Source organism: Paenibacillus brasilensis, from assembly GCF_009363115.1.
GTDB lineage: Bacteria > Bacillota > Bacilli > Paenibacillales > Paenibacillaceae > Paenibacillus > Paenibacillus brasilensis.
Window position 1 is genome coordinate 3,915,221 of sequence record NZ_CP045298.1, and the last position, 12,014, is coordinate 3,927,234.

Sequence of the window (12,014 nt, forward strand, 5' to 3'; positions counted from 1 at the left end):
GTGACACAACGTAATGAACAATCCATAATGCTGGTTGATGGCATGGCCCTGCTATTCCGCGCTTATTATGCAACTGCCGCAAACGGCTATATCCGTCGCACAAAAGCTGGAGTGCCAACGAACGCCATATATGGTTTTATTCGATATTTTTGGGATGCTGTCCAAACGTTTAATCCTACCCATGTTATCTGCTGCTGGGATATGGGCGGAACGACCTTTCGCGGGGAGCATTTTGCTGCGTACAAGGGAAATCGAGCCGACGCGCCGGATGATTTGATTCCTCAATTTGCATTGATTCGTGAAGTGACGGACAGTCTCGGTATTCCCAACATTGGAGAAGAAGGCTTTGAAGCGGATGATTGTATCGGTACGCTTGCGCGCCATTATACGCAAAATGAAAACATGGATGTGATGGTTCTCTCAGGAGATCATGATTTACTCCAATTGGTGGATGAGCGGACACGGGTCATCATTATGAAAAAAGGCCACGGCAATTATATGGTGTATACCCCAGAGACGCTGTTGGCTGAAAAAGGACTTAAGCCGCGCCAAGTGGTGGACCTCAAAGGCTTAATGGGGGATGCGAGCGACAATTACCCGGGGGTACGCGGTATTGGTGAGAAAACAGCGCTCAAGCTCGTACAGGAATATGACTCCATTGAAGGAATTCTGGAGAACCTGGATCAGTTGACGCCATCGGTGCGCAAAAAGATTGAGAGTGATCTGGATATGCTGCATCTTTCACGCAAGCTTGCTGAAATTCATTGTAATGTACCTGTAGCGTGTGCTTTGGATAGCTGTCTGCTGACACTGGATCATGTGCAAATTGTCGATAAGTTTGAGCAGCTTGAAATGAAAAGCTTATGTACGTTGATGGGTGTTGCCATCGGATCATAATGAGGCAGGTATGCTTCATATGTATATTCAGGAATAGTACATGTAAGGATGCTGACGTTTGAAACGTTAGCATCTTTTTTTTGTGTATATAGGCATTAGCAGAGATTCATTCATGTGAAGAATTATATACAATTGTGAACAGGGGATTGACCTTGGGAGCGTTTCAGGTGAATATAGTGTAGAGGGAAACGGACTACGATTGAGAGGGGACAACAGAAGCAATGACAGTATTGGGAGCAATTGAAGCAGGCGGTACCAAATTTGTATGTGGAATTGGCAATGAACGGGGAGAGGTACTGGAGCGTGCCAGCTTTCCAACAACCACGCCAGCGGAAACGATGGAGAATGTCATTTCATTTTTTGAAGGGAAGGGTATTGAAGCACTGGGAGTAGGGTCATTTGGACCGATTGATCCTATCGAGGGTAGTGATACATACGGCTATATTACGACAACACCCAAGCCGCATTGGGGGAATTACAATCTGATTGGCAAGCTGAAAGAGCATTTTGATGTACCTATGGGATTTGACACCGATGTGAACGGAGCAGCATTAGGTGAATCCATCTGGGGTGCAGCCAAGGGAATGGACAGCTGTCTGTATATTACGATAGGTACAGGCATTGGGGCAGGTGCTTTGGTTGGAGGTAAACTGATTCATGGATTATCACATCCGGAGATGGGACACATTCTGGTGCGTCGTCATCCAGAGGATACTTATGAGGGTACATGCCCTTATCACGGAGATTGTCTGGAAGGACTGGCAGCAGGTCCTGCGCTCGAAAAAAGATGGAAGGTTAAGGGACATGAGCTTTCTGTTGATCACCCGGCCTGGGAAATGGAAGCGTATTATCTCGCACAGGCTTTGATGAGCTATGTATTAATCCTGTCACCGCAAAAGATTATTATGGGCGGAGGAGTAATGAAGCAAGAGCAGTTGTTCCCGCTCATTCGTAGCAAGTTTCAAGAGCTATTGAACGGCTACGTACAGCATCCGAGTCTGACTGCGGACATTGAACAATACATCGTAAGCCCAGGATTGGGCGACAATGCCGGATTGTGCGGTGCTCTTGCTTTGGCAAAGGAAAAGCTAAATCGTTGAGAATTTTTGGGTTGACGACGCTCCAAGGTATGGTTATCATATAGTCAACAGCATAGTACGGCTCAAAAAGGGAAGCACCTTTCTTGCGAATACGCAGGATAGGTGCTTTTTTGTGTTTTTGCGTTGTGCGGACTGTAATCAACGATACACAGGGAGGAAAAATCATGGAGGTTGTATTTTTAAATCGCTTGTCCAAACGGAATGAACATGGCTATGAGAGCTTTGCCCAGGTATGGATTGGGCAACATGAAGGGATATGGAGTGCCGGCTGGAGTACGCATCATGGCTTGGATGAAAACACCGATGATCTATGGTATGAGGGAAGCTTGTGGCAGGAATTGCTGCATGTGTACCGCCATGAGCTGGCGCTCAAAATGGCTGAGGGCTACAGACCTTTGATCAATGGGGTTTTTCATGATCAAGGGGGAGGAGCAGGACGAGGACAAACCCGGCAAAAGCTGTATTGTTATAGCGATTTATATCCGCGTGATGATGTATATGAGCAATTAACGATGTGGAGAAGGCAGAAGGCAGCCGCCGAGCGCAAGGCCCCTTATTTTATCGCTACGAATCGCCTGCTTCGACTCATTAGCGTTTATCTTCCCCATACGGAAGAGGAATTGCTGGAGCTACCCGGTATGGGCCAGGGGAAGGTGTCGCAATATGCGAAAGAGCTATTGGCTATTACGACACAAAATGACCGGGCAACACCATTTCCACTGAGTTGGGTAACGGAGGCACTGGAAGAAGAAGTTTTTTTATCATGGATGTATAAACAAAAAGAAAATCAGTACAGACAGGAGCTGAATAAATTTAGCCTGACAAAAACGATTATTGAAGGTATTTCAGAAGACCTTTCACTGGAGCAAATCGGGATGAAAGCAGGCTTGCATCGTAGAGAGATGATCGAGGCTGTAGAGCATTTGGACAGGGATGGATTTGATATGGAGAAGTTGATTTGCAAGGAATTGATTAATGTATCCGAGGAAGAGCAGGCAGCCATCTGGTCCGCTTATGAAGAGCTGGGGGATACGCTGCTCAAGCCCGTCATGCTCCAAGTATACGGCGAAGAAAAGGCGGCAGAAACAGGACTGGATCAAGTTTATGAGCGCCTGCGTCTAATCCGTATCCGTTTTCGCCATCAGGAGGCATCAGATCGACATGTGGGATAAATTTCGCTGCTGATTGTTGCTTCGTCATTACTGCCAATTTCAACTTAAACGCGAACGTATTCACTGTTCCTATTCTGATAAGGCTTCGAGCGCTGTAATACCCTGTAATAACCCTGGAAATGCTCCAAGAACCGGTCGATTTTTCAGCAAACCTTCAACCCGTATTTTTAGCATTCTCTACTTGGGGGTAGCGCCAACCCAATAACGTAAAACCTACGCTAAGATAGTTCTTACCCGTAGAGGAGTCGGTCTTCCTGCGCTAAGGATTACCGACTCTTTGTATTTAGTTATCGTATGTGTTAGCTCAATGGTTTAATTGTTGCACCATCAAAATCTGAAGTGACCGCTACTCGTTAGCAGGTTCCGATCGCTCCCCAAGCTTTTTAAACACCTCATTGATTATCCTCATCCGCTCCTCCACTTTCTTCGCAGCCGCGTCCAATGTAAAGCCGTCGTCCAAAAGTTCCTTTACTAAAAGAATTTTTTTTATGCTGAGATAATCGTATTTTCTGGTTGTGCCTTCGCCTTCTTTAAACGATTGAATAATCTTTTTCTCTTCCCAGTAGCGAATTTGCCTCTGCGGAACGCCTGTAATGTCCGAGACTTCTCCAATACCAACAACTAATTTACTCAACAAATCAAAATCCAATAACGCATTGTCCAACGGTTCATTAGGGCTCATATGTTCACCTTCTACATCAATATTATTGAAAATATTTTACTACAATCGAATTTTATTTACAATAAAAAATATATTATTGACATAGATTGTAGATATGTTACAATCAAGGCGTGGAATTTACGGGATTGAATTTGCTCGAGGAGATGATGTTGCCCGAAAAAATCAACGTTTACAACTGTTGGAAGGTTTCTGGGGAAGTGAAACACAATGCCTTGAGACTAATAAAAGGAGGTTAAGGGATGACGGAATTCGTTGGGAAGGTCAAGCTGTCTTCCGAAAAAAATTATCCGTTGATGACGGCCATACTCGTATGGTGCGCACTGGTTGTAGTGTCAAGTTTATATATCACCCTGCCGATGGCATCCGTCTTTGCAAGCACATTTAAAGTCACGCCGGAGATAGCGGCATGGACAAGCAGCGCTTTTTCATTCGCTTATGCTGTAGGCTTTCTATTATTCGGCCCTTTATCTGATCAATACGGCCGAAAGCAACTGATGCTTTCTGGTTTAGTCGCGCTGCTATTCATTACGCCGTTACTTGGCCTCATGACCAGCCTGTCCGGGGTCATCGCACTCCGCGCTGTACAAGGCTTAGCCGCAGCGACTTTTGGCCCCTCAGCGCTTGCTTATGTTGTAGAAGTGTTCCCGCTGAAAAAAAGAGTAACGACAGTCGGCTTTGTCAGCACCGGTTTTCTGATGGCAGGGATTGCTGGACAAATTTTCAGCAGTCTTATTACTCAAAATCTGGGCTGGTCTTATGTGTTCTATATCCTTGGAGTCCTGTATTTCTTATCGATTATTCTGCTCAGTAACTTCCTTCCAAAAGGGGAGGCTCGCGGAACAGAAGCGAATGTGCTGACCCCATTCAAGCAAATGGTCACTGTGCTATTTCGGAAGCCGTTATTTTTCTGCTATTTAATTACCGTGACACTGCTGCTTTCGTTTGTCGGCATGTACACAACGCTTGGAAACTACCTGCCCCAAGCTCCGTTCGTACTAACTGCAAATCAAATGTTAACGGTACGGGCCGCAGGAATTTTGGGTATGATCTTATCACCGTTTGCCGGGCGGCTAGTAGCGAGGTACGGATTGAAACCGGTACTGCAGGCAGGGCTCATACTTGGCGTAGCAGGTCTTACAGCGATTGGAATTAGTTCCAACCTTCCCGTTCTAATTGGTATGAGCGTTGTGTTTGTTGCGGGGATTTCCATTACAGTGCCTACACTGATCTTGTTGATTGGGAATTTAGCGGGGGAAGCGCGCGGCGCAGCGGTCACTTTATACACGTTTATTTTGTTCATAGGAGCGACGCTTGGCCCCATTATCGCCTTGAACCTGCAAAAGACAGGAAATTACGTCCTAACTATGGAATCGTTCGCTCTTCTTTTGGCTGTGGCCTTTTGTTTATCGTATTTTGTCAAAATTCAAGGTCCTAGTGAAATTAAATAAACATAACGAGGAGGATCCCTATGGTTAAACTGCAAATCCCCGAAGGGTATACATTGAGAAACATGCATAACCAAAAGCAAAATCATCACAATGTTCAAGTATTTCGGTATGAAAAAGATTCCGGAGAGAACAACGGTCTGGGGGGCGAACACTTTTCCTATGTCGTGAACAAAAGCAATAATAAAATCATCGGGTTTACATGGATGGATCAAAGCTTATGCACAGGCGAGCTTCCAAGTAAAGAGGAGACAGAGGCCGCAGCTAAGGCATTTTTGGATAAAGTAGAACCAGGCTTGTTTAAAAAGCTGCAAAATCTATGGATTGACAAACACGACGAAATGATTGCCGTGGAGGACTACACGGGCCAAAGCCGCATGATCACGGTATCAGGTATGAAATACAAATGCTATCTAAAAGAACAGGACGACTACGCTTGGGTGATCGTAGGCCCTGGTGGGAAGATCATAACCTTTGAACAAGGAATCATATGGAACAATGGGCGAGTGACAGAAAAATGGCTGCATGACAGCTGGTTAAAAAATAATTGCCCAACCAGCCTACAGTAACGTATTTCATGTAAATTTAAGGAGGAATCTCAAATGTCCATTCAACAACAACCTCTCCACGTATCGACCGGTGAAAAAGAAGCTCTTGTTTTAATTGAATACCAGAATGAGTGGCTCTCAAAAGACGGAAAAATTCATCATTTGATTGAAGATCATCAGCAATTTAATGATTCGATTGAAAGCTCCAAAAGATTACTGGAGGCAGCAAGGAAAAGCGATATCCAAATTATTCACTGCGGTCTGTTCTTTGAGGAAAACCATGTTGAACTAGGCAGTACAACGTATGGTTTGCGTGCTGGCATTTCTACATTCAAAACATTTATTAAGGGGACACCAGGAAGCCGGTTCGGAGAAGCGTTCACTCCTGAACCTGGGGAGTTTGTTGTGTCGGGAAGAACAGGGGGCAGCGGATTTGCGGGATCAAATTTGGATAGCTTCCTTCGAAATCAGGGGATCAAAAAAATATACATCGCAGGTTATGCTCTTCACGTATGCGTAGAATCTACTCTCAGACACGGGCACGACCTTGGTTATGAAATGACGGTTATTGAAGACGCGACATCCGCTTTTACAGAAGAACAAAGAAAGCATGTCCTCGAACACGTAGTTCATCATTTTGGAAAATCGATTACCGTTGATCAATTCATTGAGAAGTATATTTCTTAGCAGCGTCAATTTAATAAGTATCAACAATACAGCAAGGCAGTAGCTATATCCTGAACGGATACGGCTGCTGCCTTGGCCACTCTTTTCAAACCCAGTCCTTCTTGCGGAAAATGCAGAACATACTGACACCTAGCGCCACCATAATACCTATGACAACAAAATAACCATAACGTGTATGAAGCTCAGGCATATTTTCGAAATTCATCCCATATATTCCGGTAATAACCGTCAATGGCATAAATACGGTCGTAATTGCCGTGAACACGCGCATAATTTCGTTAGCACGGTTGGCGATACTGGATTGATAAGCTTCTCGAAGGTTACCCATCAAGTCGCGATAAGTTTCGAAAGTCTCCGAAATTTTCACAGCATTTTCATAAATGTCGCTAAAGTATTTTTGCAATTGATCGTCGATGAGTCGTAAATCTCGTTTGTTCAGGGTGTTAATGACTTCCTTTTGCGGGCCCAGCACTCTTTTCAGCCACAGAATCTCACTGCGCAAGCCGATGATTTCATTCAAATGCGACTTTTTCGTATGCATTAGAATATCTTCTTCCAGCTTTTCAATGCGAACTTCAATCCGGTCACCAACCAAAAAATAATTATCAACAATCAAGTCGATCAACAGATACATAAAGCGGTCCGGCTGGCTTACTTCTTGCTCCCAAAGCATAGGCTTAAGGGTGCGAAGCTCATTGATTTTTTGCTTGGTCACCGTAATGATAAAATGACGGCCGAGAAAAATGTTCAAAGCACGCAAAAATATTTCTTCATCATCAAAACGAATACTGTTTACAACGATAAAATAATGGCTTTCATAAATTTCAATCTTCGGGCGCTGCTCTTCTTCACTCAAACAGTCCTCGACCGCAAGATCATGCATGGAGAATAAAGGCTGGAGCACTGCCAGATCATCGACATCAGCATCAATCCAATAAAAGCCTTCTGCTGGTGCAGTAAGCGCCATTTCAATTTCTTCGACAGGGGTAAAAACCCCGTTGTTTACCAAACGGATTTTCATATTTGTCACTCCTTATGCTCCGTCGCAACGGAAATACGTGTACCTTAAGCATAAGGAATGGACTCAGTTAGCCAGTTAGCCGGTTCGGGTAAGCGTGCATTCCCATCAAAAGCCGAGGGCTTTTGGAGCATGCAGAGCCTGGCGTCCCGTCTTTCGGCAAGCTGAAGTCATTCCTATGCTGTTGTTCAGGGATCGCCGCCTATTCGGACTCGGGTCGCCTTCCATTCCGGATTCACCTCACAAATGTTCTTTTTTAGGTTGCCACAGTATCGCAGAAAACACTCAAAATTTGCACTGTTGCTCTATATTTATGCCTATTAGCACTTGTATAGTATAACGCTCGGCCTACGGCCTTTCAAGCGCAAAATCATGGGCTGAATCAGCAGCAATGACAAGAGCTTCAATGATAAGAGTAGGATGATTTAACCTATGGAAAAGGCAGACAAAATGTGAATGAAGGACACAAATTTACAAGTCCCATCTTGACGAAGCCCAGCCGATGCATTAAAGTGTTTAAAAAAAAGAACTTTGTGAACCTAAAATGAATATAGCGAAATCTTATCAAGAGCAGGTGGAGGGACTAGCCCGATGATACCCGGCAACCGACGATTCTAATCGCACGGTGCTAATTCTTGCAGGACGTGCGCTTTGTATAAAAGCGTACTGCCCTGACAGATGAGAGAGGCGCATATGGATACAAATATGACCTTTCTCTAACTGAGAAAGGTCTTTTTATTATATGCCCGGCATCTCAACAGACGATTTTCGCAAAACTTACCGAACAAGGAGTGAGTTATATGCCGATTAAGATTCCGGACACACTACCTGCCAAGGAAGTGCTGGAGGGCGAAAATATTTTCGTAATGGATGAAAGCCTGGCCTATCACCAGGATATTCGTCCGTTGCGCATCGCCATTTTGAATTTGATGCCTACAAAAGAGACAACAGAAACCCAACTGTTGCGACTGGTCGGCAATACCCCGCTGCAAGTAGACGTTACATTGGTACACATGAAGTCCCATGTATCCAAAAATACATCACAAGAATATTTGAATATGTTTTATAAAACGTTTGACGAGATCAAGAACAGCCGTTTTGACGGCATGATTATTACGGGCGCCCCGGTAGAACAGCTTGAGTTTGAAGATGTGAACTACTGGGAAGAAATCCAGCAAATTTTTGAATGGACGAAAACACATGTCACTTCGACCATGCATATCTGTTGGGCCTCACAGGCAGGTCTATACCACCATTTCGGTGTTCCCAAATACGGACTCGACTTCAAATGCTTTGGTGTATTTCCACACACGGTTATTAAGCCTAAGGTGAAGCTGTTACGCGGCTTCGATGAACTTTTTTATGCTCCTCATTCCCGGCATACAGAGGTTCGACGGGAGGATATTGATCGCATTGCCGAATTAGAGGTTTTATCCGAATCCGAGGAAGCCGGCGTGTATCTGGTCGCCACGTGTGATGGTAAACAAATTTTTGTAACTGGTCATTCTGAATATGATCCGCTCTCGCTGAAATGGGAATACGATCGTGATGTGGCCAAAGGATTGGATATTGAAGTCCCCAAAAACTATTTTCCCAATGATGACCCTGAACGCACACCGCCCTCTATATGGCGTGCGCATGCCAATTTATTATTTTCTAATTGGCTTAACTATTATGTATACCAAGAAACACCTTACGATATCGGGCCCCAGATTTAAAAAGGGGCTTAAACTTTACCTTACCGCAGTAACACCTTGCAGTAGTGAAGCAGTATAGTGTTTGATTATCCATTTGTGTAGCGTAGGTTACAACATCCAATATGGAAGTTAATGGGAGGGTTCATATGAGTGAGAAGCAGTGGAAAATCGAAAGCAGATTGGCGCAGATCGGTTCAGTAGAAGAGCCAGTAACCGGGGCTATTAATTATCCGATTTATCAAGCTACGGCGTTCCGCCATCCTCGTCTAGGTCAAAGCACAGGTTTTGATTACATTCGGACGACCAATCCGACGCGAAAGATACTGGAAGAGGCTTCAGCTGCATTGGAATCTGGTGATGCAGGCTTTGCATGCAGTTCCGGCATGGCGGCGCTGCAAACGGTGTTTGCTTTATTTGGACAGGGAGATCATCTCATCGTATCGTTGGATCTCTATGGCGGGACATATCGTTTGCTGGAGCGCATTTTATCTAAATTCGGTGTGACGGCAAGTTATGTGGATACAAACGATCTTGAAGCACTCCAACAGTCATGCCGACCGAATACTAAAGCTGTATTCATAGAAACGCCTACGAACCCATTGATGATGATTACTGATATTCGAGCGGTGGCTGAATGGGCATCACAACGTAAGTTGCTTACCATTGTAGACAATACGTTGCTAACACCATATTTCCAGCGTCCCTTGGAACTGGGTGCCGATATTGTGGTACATAGCGCAACCAAATATTTGGGTGGACACAATGATGTACTGGCAGGTTTGATCGTAACCAAGGGCAGAGAGCTGTCGGACGAAATTTCCTTCCTTCATAATTCTATAGGAGCTGTGCTTTCCCCAAGCGACAGCTACCAATTAATGAAGGGCATGAAAACGCTGGCGTTGCGTATGGATCGGCATGAGCATAATGCGACGGTACTTGCTAACTATTTATTGACCCACCCTGCAGTGGCGGAAGTATTTTATCCGGGGCTCGAAGGTCATCCGGGTCGTGAGATACAAAACAAACAATCCAGCGGCAACACAGGTATTTTCTCCTTTAAATTAAAGGATGCTCGCTATGTGGAGCCCTTGCTTCGTCACATTAAGTTGATTGCCTTTGCCGAAAGTCTGGGCGGGGTGGAATCGCTGATGACCTATCCTGCGGTGCAGACACATGCCGATATACCAGCAGAAATTCGGGATGCAGTGGGGGTAGATGACAGGCTGCTGCGTTTCTCAGTAGGTATCGAGCATACAGACGATTTAATTGAAGATTTGCGTTCGGCCTTAGAAGCGGCACGTCAAGAAGTTGAAGGAGGGGAGTAGCAATGATTGAGGATGCAAGGAAAATCGAGCAAGCTCTGATTAAGGAGCGGAAATTCGCTACCAAGCTGCTGCATTTTGGCTCTGAAATAGACAGTGTAACAGGAGCTTCTAGTGTTCCCATCTATCAGGCTTCTACCTTTCACCATCATGATATCTTTAACCCACCACAGCATGACTATAGCCGTTCCGGTAATCCGACACGACAGGCTTTGGAAGACTATATCGCCCTCTTAGAAGGCGGAGCCAGAGGTTTTGCCTTTGCATCCGGCATGGCAGCCATTTCTACTGTATTTATGCTTCTGTCCGCTGGAGACCATGTCATTGTTTCGGAGGACGTATATGGAGGAACGTATCGACTGCTGACCTCTATACTGAAACGGATGAATATCGAAACGACCTTTGTCGATATGACGGACATCAACCTTGTAAAAGAGGCCTTGCAGGACAATACAAAGGCTGTGTATATAGAAACCCCGTCCAATCCTACACTCAAAATTACTGATATAGCAGGATTAGCCTCTTGGGCACAGGACAATGGACTTTTGACGCTGCTGGACAATACGTTTATGACACCTTATTATCAGCGTCCGATTGAACAGGGGGTCGATATTGTCCTGCACAGTGCGACCAAGTTTCTCGGTGGACACAGCGATGTGCTGGCAGGGCTTGCGGTAGCACGTACCGGATCGTTGGGAAGACAAATCAAGCAGCTCCAAAACGGGATGGGGACTGTGCTGGCCCCACAAGAGTCATGGTTGCTCATCCGCGGCATGAAGACGCTGGAAGCCCGGATGGCACACAGTGAAAAAAGCGCAGCAAAGCTTGCGAACTGGCTGAACGAGCGGGCCGATATTCAGGCAGTATACTATCCGGGGCTGGAGAATCATCCGGGGCGTGCTGTTCATGAGAGCCAATCCAGCGGCTACGGTGCCGTTATTTCCTTTGATGTAGGTTCTGGTGAGCGGGCAAAAGAAGTCCTCAGTCGTGTGCGTATTCCAATTGTTGCGGTGAGTTTGGGAGCTGTAGAAAGCATTCTGTCGTACCCGGCGATGATGTCACATGCGGCTATGCCGCATAGTGTACGTCTGGAGCGTGGAATTACGGACGGACTACTTCGTTTCTCTGTAGGACTGGAGGATATTGACGACCTGATCAGCGATTTGAACGAAGCGCTACGCTAGAGCATCAGTACCACAGCAGCATCTTGGCGTTTACATGCAAAGGAAGCGAATTATGTAAAGTCCTAAACAGCAAGTTTCCAGTATTTCAGGAGGCTTGCTGTTTTCTATAGCATGACATGAAGAACAGTGTGAAAAAACGCATATTTCTCAAGGTGAAAAGCAGAAAGAAGCGGGAATAAGTATGGTTCCTTACCTAAAGATATGTTAGTATTATCAATAGGTTTTACTATGTTAAATAGCACAGACAACATACAAGGCTAGT

At 45.2% G+C, this 12,014-nt stretch carries 11 protein-coding genes and 1 riboswitch; of the genes, 9 read left to right on the forward strand and 2 right to left on the reverse strand.

The window, feature by feature from the left end:
- The 3 genes from GCU48_RS18600 (at position 1) to GCU48_RS18610 (ending at position 3,169) form a co-directional block, all read left to right on the forward strand.
- Positions 1–897, forward strand: coding sequence for a 5'-3' exonuclease (locus tag GCU48_RS18600; protein ID WP_152381028.1), 897 nt, complete (start codon positions 1–3; stop codon positions 895–897).
- A 221-nt stretch (positions 898–1,118) separates the two neighbouring features.
- Positions 1,119–1,997 carry an ROK family protein gene (locus tag GCU48_RS18605; RefSeq protein WP_152381029.1) on the forward strand — a complete coding sequence of 293 codons (879 nt, stop codon included), beginning with the start codon at positions 1,119–1,121 and terminating at the stop codon, positions 1,995–1,997.
- A 164-nt stretch (positions 1,998–2,161) separates the two neighbouring features.
- Positions 2,162–3,169, forward strand: a complete 1,008-nt coding sequence (locus GCU48_RS18610) for an HRDC domain-containing protein (RefSeq protein ID WP_152381030.1) — start codon at positions 2,162–2,164, stop codon at positions 3,167–3,169.
- Positions 3,170–3,515: 346 nt separating this feature from the next.
- Here the strand turns inward: GCU48_RS18610 and GCU48_RS18615 are convergent, their stop codons facing one another.
- Positions 3,516–3,851 carry a MerR family transcriptional regulator gene (locus tag GCU48_RS18615; protein WP_152381031.1) on the reverse strand — a complete coding sequence of 112 codons (336 nt, stop codon included), beginning with the start codon at positions 3,849–3,851 and terminating at the stop codon, positions 3,516–3,518.
- A gap of 239 nt (positions 3,852–4,090) precedes the next feature.
- Between GCU48_RS18615 and GCU48_RS18620 the strand changes: the two genes are divergently transcribed.
- The 3 genes from GCU48_RS18620 to GCU48_RS18630 are packed head-to-tail and all read left to right on the forward strand — an operon-like array spanning position 4,091 to position 6,531.
- The gene (locus tag GCU48_RS18620; protein ID WP_152381032.1) at positions 4,091–5,299 is read left to right on the forward strand and encodes an MFS transporter; all 1,209 of its coding nucleotides are present in this window, start codon (positions 4,091–4,093) and stop codon (positions 5,297–5,299) included.
- A 20-nt stretch (positions 5,300–5,319) separates the two neighbouring features.
- Complete coding sequence (locus GCU48_RS18625; RefSeq protein WP_152381033.1) at positions 5,320–5,865, forward strand: hypothetical protein; 546 nt, start codon at positions 5,320–5,322, stop codon at positions 5,863–5,865.
- A gap of 33 nt (positions 5,866–5,898) precedes the next feature.
- Positions 5,899–6,531, forward strand: coding sequence for a cysteine hydrolase family protein (locus tag GCU48_RS18630; protein WP_152381034.1), 633 nt, complete (start codon positions 5,899–5,901; stop codon positions 6,529–6,531).
- An 85-nt stretch (positions 6,532–6,616) separates the two neighbouring features.
- Here the strand turns inward: GCU48_RS18630 and corA are convergent, their stop codons facing one another.
- Positions 6,617–7,552: a magnesium/cobalt transporter CorA gene (corA, locus tag GCU48_RS18635; protein WP_152381035.1), complete on the reverse strand. Its 936-nt coding sequence runs from the start codon at positions 7,550–7,552 to the stop codon at positions 6,617–6,619.
- 555 nt (positions 7,553–8,107) lie between these two features.
- Positions 8,108–8,234, forward strand: a riboswitch (SAM riboswitch).
- Between the two features lie 115 nt (positions 8,235–8,349).
- Here corA and metA point away from each other — a divergent pair.
- The 3 genes from metA to GCU48_RS18650 all read left to right on the forward strand — a co-directional run bounded on the left by metA (position 8,350) and on the right by GCU48_RS18650 (position 11,752).
- Positions 8,350–9,267: a homoserine O-acetyltransferase MetA gene (gene metA, locus GCU48_RS18640; protein WP_152381036.1), complete on the forward strand. Its 918-nt coding sequence runs from the start codon at positions 8,350–8,352 to the stop codon at positions 9,265–9,267.
- 125 nt (positions 9,268–9,392) lie between these two features.
- Complete coding sequence (locus tag GCU48_RS18645; protein ID WP_152381037.1) at positions 9,393–10,571, forward strand: PLP-dependent transferase; 1,179 nt, start codon at positions 9,393–9,395, stop codon at positions 10,569–10,571.
- Positions 10,572–10,573: 2 nt separating this feature from the next.
- Positions 10,574–11,752, forward strand: coding sequence for an aminotransferase class I/II-fold pyridoxal phosphate-dependent enzyme (locus GCU48_RS18650; RefSeq protein ID WP_152381038.1), 1,179 nt, complete (start codon positions 10,574–10,576; stop codon positions 11,750–11,752).
- The last annotated feature ends 262 nt before the right edge of the window (positions 11,753–12,014 follow it).